Source organism: Olsenella intestinalis, from assembly GCF_023276655.1.
GTDB classification, from domain to species: domain Bacteria; phylum Actinomycetota; class Coriobacteriia; order Coriobacteriales; family Atopobiaceae; genus Olsenella_J; species Olsenella_J intestinalis.
The window spans coordinates 622,893-637,604 of the sequence record NZ_JALGRK010000001.1; the positions used below are offsets into that span (position 1 = coordinate 622,893).

General features: G+C 67.8%; 16 protein-coding genes and 5 tRNA genes. All 21 read left to right on the top strand.

The window, feature by feature from the left end:
- Nucleotides 1-3 precede the first annotated feature (3 nt).
- The 21 genes from disA to M5D76_RS02530 all read left to right on the top strand — a co-directional run bounded on the left by disA (nucleotide 4) and on the right by M5D76_RS02530 (nucleotide 14,712).
- Nucleotides 4-1,080, top strand: coding sequence for a DNA integrity scanning diadenylate cyclase DisA (gene disA, locus M5D76_RS02430; RefSeq protein ID WP_248921797.1), 1,077 nt, complete (start codon nucleotides 4-6; stop codon nucleotides 1,078-1,080).
- Nucleotides 1,077-1,883 carry a 2-C-methyl-D-erythritol 4-phosphate cytidylyltransferase gene (ispD, locus tag M5D76_RS02435; protein ID WP_248921798.1) on the top strand — a complete coding sequence of 269 codons (807 nt, stop codon included), beginning with the start codon at nucleotides 1,077-1,079 and terminating at the stop codon, nucleotides 1,881-1,883. The genes disA and ispD overlap by 4 nt, the downstream gene beginning before the upstream one ends.
- Nucleotides 1,880-2,398 (top strand): 2-C-methyl-D-erythritol 2,4-cyclodiphosphate synthase, encoded by a 519-nt coding sequence (gene ispF, locus M5D76_RS02440; protein WP_248921799.1) that lies wholly within the window; start codon nucleotides 1,880-1,882, stop codon nucleotides 2,396-2,398. Before ispD ends, ispF begins: the two co-directional genes overlap by 4 nt.
- A 61-nt stretch (nucleotides 2,399-2,459) precedes the next feature.
- A complete protein-coding gene (gene cysS / locus M5D76_RS02445) occupies nucleotides 2,460-3,935 on the top strand; it encodes a cysteine--tRNA ligase (protein ID WP_248921800.1) in 1,476 nt (491 codons plus the stop codon).
- Between the two features lies 1 nt (nucleotide 3,936).
- Nucleotides 3,937-4,902 (top strand): 23S rRNA (guanosine(2251)-2'-O)-methyltransferase RlmB, encoded by a 966-nt coding sequence (gene rlmB / locus M5D76_RS02450; protein WP_248921801.1) that lies wholly within the window; start codon nucleotides 3,937-3,939, stop codon nucleotides 4,900-4,902.
- A gap of 8 nt (nucleotides 4,903-4,910) precedes the next feature.
- Nucleotides 4,911-5,447 (top strand): NYN domain-containing protein, encoded by a 537-nt coding sequence (locus tag M5D76_RS02455; RefSeq protein WP_346348394.1) that lies wholly within the window; start codon nucleotides 4,911-4,913, stop codon nucleotides 5,445-5,447.
- A gap of 68 nt (nucleotides 5,448-5,515) precedes the next feature.
- A tRNA-Thr gene (locus tag M5D76_RS02460) sits at nucleotides 5,516-5,591 on the top strand.
- A gap of 218 nt (nucleotides 5,592-5,809) precedes the next feature.
- Nucleotides 5,810-5,893: transfer RNA gene (locus tag M5D76_RS02465), tRNA-Tyr, on the top strand.
- 3 nt (nucleotides 5,894-5,896) lie between these two features.
- Nucleotides 5,897-5,972 (top strand) — tRNA-Thr (locus M5D76_RS02470).
- Nucleotides 5,973-5,992: 20 nt separating this feature from the next.
- A tRNA-Met gene (locus M5D76_RS02475) sits at nucleotides 5,993-6,069 on the top strand.
- A gap of 77 nt (nucleotides 6,070-6,146) precedes the next feature.
- Nucleotides 6,147-7,352 carry an elongation factor Tu gene (tuf, locus tag M5D76_RS02480; protein WP_248921802.1) on the top strand — a complete coding sequence of 402 codons (1,206 nt, stop codon included), beginning with the start codon at nucleotides 6,147-6,149 and terminating at the stop codon, nucleotides 7,350-7,352.
- Between the two features lie 451 nt (nucleotides 7,353-7,803).
- Nucleotides 7,804-7,953, top strand: coding sequence for a 50S ribosomal protein L33 (rpmG, locus tag M5D76_RS02485; protein WP_248921803.1), 150 nt, complete (start codon nucleotides 7,804-7,806; stop codon nucleotides 7,951-7,953).
- A 15-nt stretch (nucleotides 7,954-7,968) separates the two neighbouring features.
- Nucleotides 7,969-8,044, top strand: a tRNA-Trp gene (locus M5D76_RS02490).
- A 72-nt stretch (nucleotides 8,045-8,116) separates the two neighbouring features.
- The gene (gene secE / locus M5D76_RS02495) at nucleotides 8,117-8,500 is read left to right on the top strand and encodes a preprotein translocase subunit SecE (protein WP_248921804.1); all 384 of its coding nucleotides are present in this window, start codon (nucleotides 8,117-8,119) and stop codon (nucleotides 8,498-8,500) included.
- 3 nt (nucleotides 8,501-8,503) lie between these two features.
- Nucleotides 8,504-9,049, top strand: a complete 546-nt coding sequence (gene nusG, locus M5D76_RS02500; RefSeq protein ID WP_248921805.1) for a transcription termination/antitermination protein NusG — start codon at nucleotides 8,504-8,506, stop codon at nucleotides 9,047-9,049.
- Nucleotides 9,050-9,141: 92 nt separating this feature from the next.
- The gene (rplK, locus tag M5D76_RS02505; protein WP_248921806.1) at nucleotides 9,142-9,570 is read left to right on the top strand and encodes a 50S ribosomal protein L11; all 429 of its coding nucleotides are present in this window, start codon (nucleotides 9,142-9,144) and stop codon (nucleotides 9,568-9,570) included.
- 111 nt (nucleotides 9,571-9,681) lie between these two features.
- Entirely contained in the window at nucleotides 9,682-10,386 is a 705-nt protein-coding gene (rplA, locus tag M5D76_RS02510) for a 50S ribosomal protein L1 (protein ID WP_248921807.1), read from the top strand.
- Nucleotides 10,387-10,526: 140 nt separating this feature from the next.
- Nucleotides 10,527-11,147 carry an NUDIX hydrolase gene (locus tag M5D76_RS02515; protein WP_248921808.1) on the top strand — a complete coding sequence of 207 codons (621 nt, stop codon included), beginning with the start codon at nucleotides 10,527-10,529 and terminating at the stop codon, nucleotides 11,145-11,147.
- A complete protein-coding gene (gene rfbF / locus M5D76_RS02520; RefSeq protein ID WP_248921809.1) occupies nucleotides 11,144-11,923 on the top strand; it encodes a glucose-1-phosphate cytidylyltransferase in 780 nt (259 codons plus the stop codon). The genes M5D76_RS02515 and rfbF overlap by 4 nt, the downstream gene beginning before the upstream one ends.
- A 3-nt stretch (nucleotides 11,924-11,926) precedes the next feature.
- Nucleotides 11,927-13,009, top strand: a complete 1,083-nt coding sequence (locus M5D76_RS02525) for a beta/alpha barrel domain-containing protein (RefSeq protein WP_248921810.1) — start codon at nucleotides 11,927-11,929, stop codon at nucleotides 13,007-13,009.
- On the top strand, nucleotides 13,006-14,712 hold the full coding sequence (locus tag M5D76_RS02530) for a thiamine pyrophosphate-binding protein (RefSeq protein WP_248921811.1): 1,707 nt from the start codon (nucleotides 13,006-13,008) through the stop codon (nucleotides 14,710-14,712). Before M5D76_RS02525 ends, M5D76_RS02530 begins: the two co-directional genes overlap by 4 nt.

Here is a 14,712-nt window from a genome sequence, read left to right on the forward strand (position 1 = left end):
GTGATGGATCGCATCGACGCGGAGAACGTTGCGCCAGACACGCGGGAGCGCATGCGGGCCGCCATCAGGCAGACGGCCCCGGGCACCTCGCTTCGCCATGCCCTCGACATGATCATCGCGGGGCGCATGGGCGCGCTCATCTGCATCGGCGACACCAACGCGGTGCTCGCGACCGGTGACGATGGCTTCCGCCTCGACATCTCGTTCACCGCGAACCGCCTCTTCGAGCTCTCCAAGATGGACGGCGCCATCGTCGTCGACAAGAGCCTCACCCAGATCCTGCGCGCGAATTACCACCTGAACCCCGACCCGTCGCTGCCGACCTCCGAGACCGGCATGCGCCATCGCACCGCGGCCCGCATGAGCCTGCTCACGCGCGCCATGGTCATCTCGGTGTCGGAGCGCCGCCAGGTCGTCACCGTCTACATCGACGGCAAGGGCCACCAGCTTCGCTCGGTCGCCGAGGTCATGGCGTCGGTCAATCAGCTGCTCGTCTCGCTGCAGAGCACGCGCGCCCAGCTCGACCGCTCGCTGCTGCGCCTCACGACCCTCGAGCTCGACAACTACGTCACCCTCTCCGACATCACCGACACCATCTACCTCTTCGAGGTCCTGATGACCGTCGCCGACTCGCTCGCCGACCTCATCCTCGAGCTCGGTCGCGAGGGCAAGACCATCGCCATGCAGCGCGAGGAGTTCATCGGCGGCATGTCCGACGTCTACACGCTGCTCATCCGCGACTACGCCCGCGACTCCAGCGAGGAGAACGCGCGCGCCATCCGCGAGGCGCTGCACGAGACGGCCAACGAGAAGCTGCGCAGCTCCAAGCGCGTGGGTGCTCTTCTCGGCTTCGAGGACCGCAACGAGGACACGATCATGCGCCCGCTCGGCCTGCGCACCCTCTCGAACGTCTCCGTCGTGCGCGAGGGCATGGCCGACAAGATCGTCGACGAGTACGGCTCCCTGCAGAAGCTGCTCGACGACATCGAGCAGAACCCGTCGCGCCTCGACCGCGTGGGCGTCGACAACCCGTCCATCCTGGCCGACAGCCTCTACCGCATGTGGGGCAAGCGCGCATGAGCGGGGCCGAGTCAGGAACGCTTGCGCGGCCCGAGGCGGTCGCGGAGTCCGCGCGCGTGGCGGACACCTGCGCCGTCGTCGTGGCGGGAGGCCTCGGCCTGCGCTTCGGCGACCCCAAGGGCAAGCAGTACGTCGACCTCTGCGGTCTGCCGATCGCGAGCTGGGCGATCCTCGCGATCGACCGCGCGCCGTCGGTCGGGCACATCGTGGTGGTGTGCTCGCCCGAGCGTGAGGAGGAGATGCGCCGTGACGTGCTCGGCAGCATCAGCCTGACCTGCGAGGTGACGATCGCGCACGCCGGCGCCACGCGTCAGGACTCGGTGCGCTCCGGCCTCGCGGCCGTGCCCCGCGAGTACCCGATCGTCGCGATCCACGACGCGGCCCGCCCGCTCGTCACCTCCGAGACCGTGGAGGCCGCCGTCGCGCGCGTCCGCGGCGACGAGACCGTGGTCGGCGCCATCTGCGCGGCCCGCATGACCGACACCATCAAGCTCGTGGAGGACTCCACCATCGTGGCGACCCCCGAGCGCGGCTTCTACTGGTCGGCGCAGACCCCGCAGGTCTTCAGGACCCTCGACATCGTCCGTGCGCACGCGCTCGCGAGCCGCGACGCCGTGGTCGCCACCGACGACGCCTCGCTCATCGAGCGCACGGGCGGCCGCGTGGTCTGCGTCGAGTCGCCGCGCGACAACATCAAGGTCACCATGCCCGAGGACCTCGCCGTCGCGCGCGCCCTCATGGAGCACCGCCTGATCGAGGAGGGCTGCGGCACCGACTTCGCGCAGGGGGGCGATTCGCTGTGATGCGCATTGGCCATGGCTTCGACGTGCACGCCTTCGCGGAGGGCCGCCGCCTCATCCTGGGCGGCGTCGACATCCCGGCCGAGCGCGGCCTCCTGGGCCACTCCGACGCCGACGTGCTGACGCACGCTCTCATGGACGCCATCCTCGGCGCCCTGCGCGAGGGTGACATCGGCCAGCTCTTCCCCGATGACGACCCGGCGTTTGAGGGGGCGGATTCGCTCGCTCTTCTCGCCCGCGTCATGGACGTCGTGCGGCAGAGAGGAGCGCGCGTCCTCGACTGCGACTGCACCGTGGCTGCGCAGGCGCCCAAGCTCGCGCCCCATCGCGAGCAGATGCGCGCCAACCTGGCCTGCGCCATGGGCCTGCCCGTGAGCTGCGTGGGCGTGAAGGCGACCACCACCGAGCGCCTCGGGTTCGTCGGCCGCAAGGAGGGCATCTGCGCCTGGGCCGTCGTCCTGCTCGACGACGCCTGCGGCGATTTAGGGGACGCACCTGCGAAGCGTTACAATCGCTAACTACGTTTAGGCAGCGCGAGCCCGGGGCCGCCCGTCGCCCGCCTGCATGCAAGGAGAGACGATGCTTGTCTACAACAGCCAGACCCACAAGAAGGAAGAGCTGCGCCCGATAGAGGAGGGCAAGATCCGCATGTACGTGTGCGGGCCCACCGTCTACGACCAGATCCACATCGGCAACGCGCGCACCTTCCTCTCGTTCGACGTGATCCGCCGCTACCTCACCTACAAGGGCTACCAGGTGACGTTCGCGCAGAACCTGACCGACGTCGACGACAAGATCATCAACCGCGCCAACGAGGAGGGCCGCACCGCCGCCGAGGTCGCGGAGGAGTTCTCCGACGCCTTCATCGAGCAGATGCACCGCTTCGGCATCCTCGACCCCGACATCCGCCCGCGCGCCACGCGCGAGATCGAGACCATGCAGGACATGATCTCCCGCCTGATCGAGCGCGGCTACGCATACCCCGCCGCCAACGGCGACGTGTACTTCTCGGTCCGCGCCGACAAGAGCTACGGCGTCCTGTCCGGGCGCGACCTCGACCAGCTGCGTGCCGGCGAGCGCGTCGAGGTGGTCGACGAGAAGCGCGACCCCTTCGACTTCGCGCTGTGGAAGGCCGCCAAGCCCGGCGAGCCCAGCTGGCCGAGCCCCTGGGGCGATGGCCGCCCCGGCTGGCACACCGAGTGCTGCGCGATGATCCACCGCCACCTGGGCACGCCCATCGACATCCATGGCGGCGGCCAGGACCTCATCTTCCCGCACCACGAGAACGAGACCGCCCAGGCCATGTGCGCCTGGGACGCGCCGCTCGCGCACACCTGGATGCACACGGGGATGCTCCGCGTCAACGGCGAGAAGATGTCCAAGTCGCTCGGCAACTTCTTCACGCTCAAGGAGATCCTCGACAAGTACCCCGCCGACGCCGTGCGCCTGCTCATGCTCCAGACGCACTACCGCTCGGCGCTCGACTTCCAGACCGACCAGCTCGAGGGCGCCGTGGGCACGCTCGAGCGCCTGTCCACCTGCGTCGAGAACCTGCGCTGGGCCGCCAAGGTCGCCCCGCAGGACGGCGAGCTGACCGAGTGCGACCGCGCGTTCGGCGCGGCCATCGAGGCGGCCCGCGACGAGTTCGTCGCGCAGATGGACGACGACTTCAACACCTCCGGCGGCCTCGCGGCGATCTTCTCGCTCGTGACGAGCGCCAACAAGTACCTCTCCGAGGCCGCGGGCACGATCGCGACCGCGCCGACGCTGCGCGCCGCCGACATGATCGTCGAGCTGGCCAACGTGCTCGGCATCGACCTCGCCGCCGGCTCGGCCGACGAGCTGCCCGCCGGCCTGGTCGACCTTGCGCGCGAGCAGGCGGGCTTTGCGGGCGACGACGTCCAGCAGGCGGCCGACGCCCTCATCGAGGCGCGCCAGAAGGCACGCGCCGAGAAGGACTGGGCTCGCGCCGACGCCATCCGTGACGGCATCTGCGCCCTGGGCCTCGTGCTCGAGGACACGGCCGCGGGCGCGCGTCTGCGCATGGGAGACTAGCGTGGCTCGCTCGGGCAGACAGGGCAAGGCCCCGCGCGCGGGCGCGTCCCGCGCAGGCTCCGGCCGCCCCTCCGGCGCGAAGGGCGCCGGCAAGGGCGCAGGCAAGGGGCGTGACTTCGGGAAGGGCGCGTCCGGGCGCCCGACCGGCAAGGGTGCCGGCAAGGGGCCCCGTGGTCCCCGCGGCGGCTCCCGCGCAGGCGCAGGCTCTTCTCGCAGCGACCTGATCGAGGGGCGTCGCGCCGTCGTTGAGGCGCTCGAGTGCGGCGTGCCCCTCAAGCGCGCGTACGTGTCGCTTTCCGGCGACTCGCGCGACGGGCAGGACCTCGCGCGCATCGCGTCGAGGCTCGAGGCCGCGGGCGTCGCCGTCGAGCGCGTGCCCAAGGCGCGCCTCGACCAGATGAGCTCGCACGGCGCCCACCAGGGCGTCGTCGTGCAGGCGAGCGACTTCCCGTATGCCGACCTCGCGGACGTGATTCGCGCCGCGGGCGAAGGCGACGCGCTCATCGTGTTGCTTGACCACGTGACCGACGAGGGCAACTTCGGCGCCATCGTGCGCTCGGCCGAGGTCGTCGGCGCCGCGGGCGTCGTGATCGCCAAGGCCCGCGCCGCCAAGGTCGGCGTCGGCGCCTACAAGACCTCCGCCGGCGCGGTGCTGCATCTGCCCATCGCGCAGGTCTCCAACCTCGCCGGCGCGATCGACCAGATCAAGGAGGCGGGCTTCTGGGTCGCCGGCTCGACCGAGCACGCGACGCAGGACGTCTGGGAGGCCCCCATGGGAGGGCGCCTCTGCCTGGTCATGGGCTCCGAGGGGTCGGGCATCTCGCGCCTGGTGCGCGAGAAGTGCGACTTCGAGTGCAAGCTGCCGCAGCGCGGCCGCGTCGAGTCGCTCAACGTCGCGCAGGCCACGACGGTCATGTGCTACGAGTGGCTCCGCCGCACGCACGAGTCGCAGGCGCACGAGGGCTAGGGGAGATCGTGGCGAAGAGTGACCTCGAGCTTCTTGTGGTCGACGGCTACAACGTCATCTACAAGACACCCCGCTATACCTCGCTCATGGACGAGAGCGATGCGCACGACCCCTTCGTGCGCGCCCGCGACCTGCTCATCTCCGACGTCGCGGCATACGCCCAGGGGCGCTATCGCGCCGTCGTGGTGTTCGACGCGGCCGGCAACGTCTCTCCCGAGCGCCCCAACCTCTCGAAGGCGGGCGTCAAGTGCATCTTCTCGGAGACGGGGGAGTCTGCCGACACCGTCATCGAGCGCATCGTGAGCGAGTCGCGCCGCGCCCTGCGCGACGTCACGGTCGTGACCTCCGACAACACGATCAGGGCCACCGTCGGCGGCATCCCCGTGAAGCGCATCTCGAGCGACGCGCTCGTCTCGGACGTGGAGGAGCTCGACGACGACATGGAGGCCGTCGTGCGCGACCAGGGCAAGAGCCGCCTCACGCTCGAGCGCAGGCTCGATCCCGAGACCCGCGCCAAGCTCGACAAGCTGCTCGGTAGGGGATAGGCCCTGCGGCCTGCCCGCCCACGCGCCCACTGGCGCCGTGCGCGCCAAGACGCTATCATGCAATGCGCGCCAGCTTAGCTCAGTTGGTAGAGCCCCTGTCTTGTAAACAGGCTGTCATCGGTTCGAGTCCGGTAGCTGGCTCCAGGACTCAACGCGCCAAATCTTTTTTACGGGATTTGGCGCTTTTTGTTAGACCTGTGAGGAAGAGGGTCTCTCAAACAAGCCTCTGACCTGCCATTGTGCAGGAAATATGAGGGGGATACGCCCGGTTGCGTGGTATACGTTGACAATGAGTTTCCCACGACGTAATATTTCCTCCGCTTGGAAGGGACGCCCCTTCCAGAGCAGCTTGAAAACGGAATGGGGATGTGGCACAGCGGCAACTGCGGCGGACTGTAAATCCGCTCCCTCTGGGTTCCTTGGTTCGAGTCCAAGCATCCCCACCATTCGCCCGTGTAGCTCAGTCGGTAGAGCACTTCGTTGGTAACGAAGAGGCCACCAGTTCAAGTCTGGTCGCGGGCTCCATTTCAAGCTGGCACACATACGCCGGTGTAGCTCAGCTGGTTAGAGCACGCGGCTCATACCCGCGATGTCACTGGTTCGAATCCAGTCACCGGTACCAGCGCACTTACGGGGCTTCGGCCCCGTTTGGCATAGTTAAGGTAATGGCCGAGAGGTTGTTTTCAAAAGGAGGACGGCATGGCCAAGGAGAAGTTCGATCGTAGCAAGCCGCACGTAAACATCGGTACGATTGGTCACGTCGACCACGGCAAGACCACCCTTACCGCTGCCATCACCAAGGTTCTCTCCGAGACCGATGGCTGCAAGGCTGACTACACCGCTTTCGAGAACATCGATAAGGCTCCCGAGGAGCGTCAGCGTGGCATCACCATTTCTGTCGCCCACGTCGAGTACGAGACCTGGGAGCGTCACTACGCTCACGTTGACTGCCCCGGCCACGCCGACTACGTCAAGAACATGATCTCGGGCGCTGCTCAGATGGACGGCGCCATCCTCGTCATCGCCGCCACCGACGGCCCGATGGCCCAGACCCGCGAGCACATCCTCCTCGCCCGTCAGGTCGGCGTCCCCTACATCATCGTCTTCCTCAACAAGTGCGACATGGTTGACGACGACGAGCTCATCGACCTCGTCGAGATGGAGACCCGTGACCTCCTCTCCGAGTACGACTTCCCCGGTGATGACCTCCCCATCATCCGTGGCTCCGCTCTCGGCGCCCTCAACGGCGAGCAGAAGTGGGTCGACTCCGTCGTCGAGCTCATGCACACCGTTGACTCCTACATCCCCACGCCCGCCCGTGACAACGAGAAGCCGTTCCTGATGGCTATCGAGGATGTCATGACCATCTCCGGCCGCGGCACCGTCGCCACCGGCCGTGTCGAGCGTGGCCAGCTGAACCTCAACGACACCGTTGAGATCGTCGGCATCAAGGACACCCAGTCCACCGTCGCCACCGGCATCGAGATGTTCCGCAAGACCATGGACTTCTGCGAGGCTGGCGACAACGTCGGTATCCTCCTCCGTGGCGTCAAGCGCGAGGACATCCAGCGCGGCCAGGTTCTCTGCAAGCCGGGCTCCGTCACGCCGCACAAGAAGTTCACCGGCGAGATCTACGTCCTCACCAAGGAGGAGGGTGGCCGTCACACGCCGTTCTTCTCTGGCTACCGTCCCCAGTTCTACTTCCGCACCACTGACGTGACTGGCGACATCCAGGAGCTCACCGACGCCAACGGCGGCAAGGTCGAGATGGCTATGCCTGGTGACCACATCACCGTCACCTGCGAGCTCATCCACCCGATCGCCATGGAGCAGGGCCTCAAGTTCGCTATCCGCGAGGGTGGCCACACCGTCGGCGACGGCCGCGTCTCCACGATCGTCGAGTAACTAGAGCCCACAAGGCCTTAGATGCTTGCTTCGGCGCCTCCGCAAGGGGGCGCCGTTTTTTTGTTGCGCCGCATCCAAGCCGCACCCCTCGTGCCACGCCGGGCGAGAGGAGCGTGCCGCCACGCCCCGCGCCCTCACGGGAGACGCGCGATCGCCCTCAGCCGCAACCAAAGGGCGCCCCAGGCGCCCGTGTCCCGTAAGCGCGGGACGCCCTCGGCCCCGTGGCGCCTCGCGAGCACGGCCCCAGGCTCTTCTCGGCCGCCCGCGACGCGTGCCAAAGGCGCCTTTTTGGTCGCCTGCGCGCGCCAGGAATGGATCGCATTTTGGTGGTTTTGTAAAGGCGCCGGCACAACCTGCGCCGCGGTTGACATCTGCGGTGGACGAATGATAGCGTATCTCTTCGCGTCGCCATCGAAGAGACTCTCGGCGGCGACTGTCAACAGGAGGATCAATGCGTACACAGGTTACTCTCGCCTGCACCGAGTGCAAGCGTCGCAACTACACCACGGATAAGAACAAGAGCAACACGCCCGACCGCATGGAGTTCAAGAAGTATTGCCCGTGGTGCAAGAAGCACACCCTTCACAGGGAGACTCGCTAACCTAGGAGTCATCACACGCCAGTAGTTCAATTGGTAGAGCACCGGTCTCCAAAACCGGCTGTTGTGGGTTCAAGTCCTACCTGGCGTGCCAGATTACACCACCGGCTTTCCCCTCGGGGTTAGCCGGTTTCTATGAATGAGGACATTGCCAGGAGGTTTGCACATGGCAAAGAAGGAGCGACAGAAGAGGAGTGCGCGCAAGGCCCGCGCGGCCGAGCGCGCCGAGCTCGAGGCCAAGCAGGCGAGCACTGCCGAGGCCGGCTCCTCCGAGCCCAAGGCCAAGGAGGTCGCCGCCGCGGCCCCCAAGAAGGCCGAGAAGGCCAAGGGCGAGAAGAGCGCCAAGAAGGGCGGCATCTTCGCCAAGATCGGCAAGTACTTCCGCGATGTCAAAAGCGAGCTGCACCGCGTGGTGTGGCCGAGCAAGCGTGAGCTGAGGAACTACTCTGTCGCGGCCATTGCCATGCTGATCGTCTTCGGCGTGTTCTTCTGGCTCGTCGACACTGGCTTCATTGCCCTTCTCGTCGGCTTCACTGGACTGAGGGGATAAGCCATGGCGAAGCGTTGGTACGTTGTTCACACCTACTCTGGATACGAGAACAAGGTCAAGACCGACCTTGAGCACCGTATCGAGACGTATGGCATGGAGGACATGATCGTCGACATCCAGATCCCGACCGAGGAGGTCACGGAGATCAAGGACGGCGGCAAGCGCGAGACCAAGGAGAGCAAGGTCTTCCCGGGCTATGTCCTCGTTCGCATGGAGGTCAACGACGAGTCCTGGGCGTGCGTCCGCAACACCCCGGGCGTGACCGGATTCGTCGGCATCGACGGCAAGCCCACGCCGCTGCGTCGCTCCGAGTTCAACAAGATCATGCGTCGCACCAACCCGAGGGGCGTCGAGGTGACCAAGCACACCACCACGACCAACCTCGAGCCGGGCATGTCGATCAAGGTCCTCTCCGGCCCGCTCGCCGACTTCGACGGCACCGTGTCGGAGGTCAACGCCGAGGCCGGCAAGGTCAAGGTCATGCTCACGATCTTCGGCCGCGAGACCCCTGTCGAGCTTACCCTCGACCAGGTTTCCAGCATCTCGTAGAAAACCACGGCCGTCCCCGTATCGGTGAGGATTGCTTCTCGGGGTCGGACAGCAGATAGCAACAGAGAACAGCGTTTGTCAGGAGACATACCATGGCAGAGAAGAACGTCGTCAACTTCATCAAGCTTCAGATTCCCGCCGGCCAGGCCAACCCTGCGCCTCCCGTCGGCCCCGCCCTCGGTGCCGCCCAGGTCAACATCATGCAGTTCTGCCAGGCCTTCAACGCGGCCACGCAGGACAAGGCCGGTGACATCATCCCCGTCGAGATCACCGTCTACGAGGACCGCAGCTTCGACTTCGTCACCAAGACCCCTCCCGCGGCTCAGCTCATCAAGAAGGAGCTCAAGCTCAAGAGCGGTTCTGGCGTTCCCCAGCGCGACAAGGTGGGCCAGCTCACCGACGAGCAGCTGACCAAGATCGCCGAGATCAAGATGCCGGACCTCAACGCCAACGACATCGAGGCCGCCAAGAAGATCGTCGCCGGCACCGCCCGCTCCATGGGCGTCACCATCGCCGAGTAACTTTGGTTTTTCGCGCGGCGCCCTCGGGCGTCGCGCTGTCTGCAAGAGGTGGCATGAGCCACCGGATACGTGGGAGGGCCACGCCGCCCGCTTACCACAGGAGGTAACAACATGGCGAAGCACGGAAAGAACTACAACAACGCCGAGGCCAAGCTCGACAAGACGAAGGCCTACAGCCCTAAGGAGGCCATGACCCTCGTCAAGGAGCTCGCGAGCGCCAAGTTCGACGAGACCGTCGAGGTCTCCATCCGCCTGGGCGTTGACACCCGCAAGGCCGACCAGAACGTCCGCGGCTCCATCTCGCTGCCGAACGGCACCGGCAAGGAGGTCCGCGTGGCCGTCTTCGCCGAGGGCGAGCAGGCTCGCGCCGCCGAGGCCGCTGGTGCCGACATCGTCGGCTCCGATGACCTCGTCGCCGAGGTCCAGGCCGGCAACATCAACTTCGACGCCGTCATCGCGACCCCCAACCTCATGGGCAAGGTCGGTCGCCTCGGCCGCGTCCTCGGCCCCCGTGGCCTGATGCCGAACCCCAAGCTCGGCACCGTCACCATGGACGTCGAGAAGATGGTCAAGGAGCTCAAGGCTGGCCGCGTCGAGTACCGCGCCGACCGCTACGGCATCTGCCACGTCCCCATGGGCCGCGTCTCCTTCACCGTCGAGCAGCTCGTCGAGAACTACGCCGCGCTCTACACCGAGATCCTGCGCGTCAAGCCGTCCTCGGCCAAGGGGCGCTACGTCAAGTCCGTCGCCTTCTCCTCGACGATGGGCCCCGGCGTCAAGGTCGACACCTCCGTCACCCGCGACTTCCTCGCGTAAGGTTCGGAACATAGTTCGTCCTGCAAGGGCCGACCCAAACGGGTCGGCCCTTTTTGCGTCCGCGCCTTCTGTTGGCCGATTGCTTCCCCGTCCGGTGCGGACTCATAACTAAACTTTGATTCATCTATGGGGAGGTGCCTATGGCGCAACGCGCGACTGACTGCGAGCGAGGCCTGGCGTGGGACGAGACGTCTCGCACGACCCTGTTCCACGACAGGTTCATCACGATCGACTCTTCGAGCTTCTCGCTGCCTGACGGCTCCGAGGCGGGACCGTACTACCTGTACTCGACCCATGACTCCGTGAGCATCATCCCCGTCACGAAGGACGGGCAGATCGTATGCGTCCGCCAGTTCCGCCCTGGCGTCGCGCGGGTCATCCTCGAGCTGCCAGCCGGCGGCATCGACGAGAAGGACGTGGCGGACGCCTTGGCGGGTGAGTCCCATGCCGAGGTCGTGGCCGCTGCCGCACGCGAGCTGCGGGAGGAGACCGGCTACGTGGCTCGCGAACTCCGCTATCTGGGCGGCGTGTTGCTGCATGCCACGGTCAGTCGCGACGTCAACCACTGCGTCCTCGCGCTCGGCTGCGAGCGTGTCGGCGACCAGCAGCTTGACCCCACTGAGTTTCTGCACGTCGAGCTCGTGAGTCCGGACGAGCTCGATGCCCTGGTGCACGCCGGCGAGTTCCAGCAGCTGTCCCACGCGCATGCGTGGCTGCGCTGGGGCAGGCGTGCCCGCGCGAGCGAGGGAGGTGCGCGATGAAGGTCGTGCTCATGGCAGGAGGTGCCGGCCTGCGCCTCATGGAGGAGACGCGCGAGCGTCCCAAGCCACTGGTCACCATCGGCGACATGCCCGTCATCTGGCACATCATGAAGACGTACTCGGCGTTCGGGCACAACGACTTCGTGATCTGCGCGGGGTACCGCCAGAGCCAGATCAAGCGCTGGTTCAACGACTACTTCCTCGTGCGCTCCGACGTCACGTTCGACCTCACGGGGGAGGCCCCCGCGCTCGAGGTGCACGAGAGCCGCTGCGAGCCGTGGCGCGTGACCATCGCCGACACGGGTCGCCACGCCCTCACCGGCGCCCGACTGGCGGCGGTCCGCGATTACCTCGGCGACGAGACGTTCATGATGACCTACGCCGACGGCGTCTGCGACATCGACCTGGACGCTCTTCTCGCCCGCCACCGCGAGGCGGGGCGTGCCGCTACCATCACCTGCGTGCGCCGCCCCCAGTCCAAGGGTCTCATCGACCTCACGCCTGACGGGCTGGTGAGGGAGTTCCGCGAGAAGGAACACGTCGACGACGACCCCATCAACGCCGGCTACATGGTGCTTGAGCCCGAGGTGTTCGACTACATCGGCGACGACGACGGCCCCTTCGAGCGCGGCCCGATGGAGCGGATGGCTGCCGCGGGTCAGCTCGCGGCCTATGAGCACGACGGCTTCTGGCAGTGCATGGACACCCTCCAGGAGCGAACCTACCTCGACGAGCTCGTGCGCGAGGGACGCGCCCCCTGGATCAGGTGGAGCTAGCCCATGGGCCGCGTGCGCCTCATGGAGGTCGCCCTGCGCGACGGCGGGCTGGGGCTGCATGACTCCTACGACGCCGGCCTGCCCTTCGAGCGCATCCCCGCGGACGTCGCATGCGCCTTCTGCAAGACCATGGCCGCCTCCGGCGTGGACGCGATCGAGCTCGGCCAGGTCGAGCAGCCGAGAAGAGCACATCCCGAGTTCTGCATGTTCGCCAGCATGGAGGACATCTCGGCCCTCATCCCCGAGGGCGAGCGCGACTGGCGGCGCTGGGTCGCCATGTACAACGACATCCACACCCCGCCCGAGCTCGTGAGCGACTGGCGCCCGGGCCTGTGCGGGACGGTCCGCGTGGTGCTGCGCTACTCGGAGCAGGAGGCCTCCTTCGCGTTCTGCCGCATGCTGAGGGAGAAGGGCTACTCAGTCTTCCTGCAGGTCGCGCTCCTCATGCGCTATACCGACGACGAGCTCGCCCATGTCTGCGCGAGGGCGAACGACCTCGGCCTCACGGCCCTCTACTGCGCGGACTCCAACGGCTACATGCGCCCCGCGGACGTTGACCGCGCGCTCTCGACCTTCGACGCGCTGCTCGACCCGTCCGTCGCCATGGGCTTCCACGCACATAACCACTCGCAGATGGCCTACGCCAACGCCCTGCGTGCGCTCGAGTTCTCGCGCACGACGGACCGCACGCTCTACCTCGACGGCTGCGTCCTCGGCTGCGGCCGCGGCGCGGGCAACCTCAAGACCGAGCTGATCGCGCCCGACCTCGTGCGCGACCATGGCCTCGACCTCGACATGGGCGCCATCCTCGACGGCTGCGCCCTCATGGAGCGCGTCGTGGGTCACCCGCGCCTCGACTGCGGCACCTACGGCGTGACGAGCGCGCTCACCGCGATCCACCGCTGCGGCTACGCCTACGGCGTCGCCCTCGTCTTCGAGCTCGGCCTCAGCTACGCGGACGCCCACCGCGTCCTCTGCCACCTCGACGACGTCGGCCCCGACGCGCGCCACCGCTTCACCCGCGAGAACCTGCGCGAGCTGCTCGCCGCCGCCGGCCGCGCCCCCGACGGAAGGGAGCTCCCATGACCTTCGCCCAGCTCGTCGCCGAGGCGCTCGCCGCTCGCTCGGTCACGGACGCCTTCGGCATCCCCGGCGCCGTCCTTCTCGACTTCCTCTATCAGGCGGCCGAGAAGGGCGTGCGTCCGCGCATGGCCTACAACGAGCAGTCGGCGGCCTTCTCGGCGTGCGGCTACGCCCAGGAGAAGGGCTGGGGCTGCGCCTTTGCGACCAAGGGGCCGGGGGCGACCAACCTGCTTACCGGCATGGCCGACGCCTACTGCGAGGGCGCGCGCGTGCTGTTCCTAACCGCGCACGCCGGCCCGCGCGACAGGGGAGGGCGGCGCCTGGCGACCAACCAGGAGGTTGACGTCGTCGCCATGGCCTCGCCCGTCGCCGTCGTGAGCGAGCGGGTCGACACCATGGCCGAGGCACTCTCGGCGCTGGGCCGCGCGTTCGCCGCGCTCGACGCGCCGCGCGGTGGCCCCGCCCTGCTCGACGTGCGCGCGGGCCTGTGGTCGGAGGAGGTCAAAGGCGACGTGCCTGATGTCAGGCCGCCCGCCCCGCGTTGCGACGGGGCCGGGGCGCTCGATGCGCGCGTCCGCTCGTTTCTGGCCGAGGCGGAGCGGCCGCTGGTCCTGGTGGGGCAGGGCGCGCGCACGGCGGACGGATCCGCGCGGCGCTACCTCGCCTCGCTGGGGGCGCCCGTCGCCTCGAGCCGGCCTGCCGTCGACGTTGCCGCCGGGATGCCTTGCTACCTGGGATACGTCGGCAGCCGCGGCTCGCGTGCGGCGAACGCGGCGTTGGCACGCGCGAGCCACCTGCTCGTGCTCGGCAACCGCCTGGGCTTTCCCGACGCCTCCGCCTCCTTCAGGCCCGTCATCGACCGCATGAGGGTCATGCGCCTCGATGCGGACGAGGCGGAGCTCGCGCGCTCCTTCGGCGCCGAGGCGCGCGCCTGCGACCTGCGCGCGTTCTTCTCGGCGGTCGCGCCGGCCGCATCGCCCGGCCCGTCGCCCGAGCGTCGCGCGTGGCTTGCGGAGTGCGAGGCCACCCGCGCGTCGCTTGTGGGTGCCGACGCCACCGCGCCGGTGTCCGACCTCATGGCGCTGCTCGAGGGGCTCGACCCCGAGACGCGGCTCGCGGTCGACATCGGCAACAACTCGCACTGGCTCTCGATCGCGACCGTCGAGCTGGGTCTCGCGAACCGCCAGCTCCACTCGCACTCGTTCGGCGCGCTCGGCTCCGCCCTCGGCCGCGCGATCGGCGCGGCGCTCGCGGGCGCGCCGCACGTGGTCTGCACGGTGGGCGACCAGGGCCTGCAGATGAACTCGCAAGAGCTCCAGCTCGTGCGCGACCTCGACCTGCCCATCACGGTCGTCATCCTCAACAACGCCACCTCGGGCATGATCCGCGACCGCGAGGTCGACAGGCCCGGCTTCCTGCTCACGACCGCCGACTCCGGCTACGGCACGCCCGACTTCGCCAGGCTCGCCGCGGCCTACGGCTTGCCGTACGTGCGAGCGGCGGACCTTTCGACCTCGGCTCGCCCCGCGCTCGACCGTCTGCGGGCGCCGCTCGTCGTCGAGCTTCCCGTCGACGCTACGATAGAGGCCAGGCCCAACCTGCCCGCCGGCGCGCCTCTGGAGTGCCAGGTGCCGCCCGTGCCCATACGTCCCGCCGCGCCGGGCGCGCCTCGCGCGACAGGCGCTTCCACCCCGAAGGGGGCATGA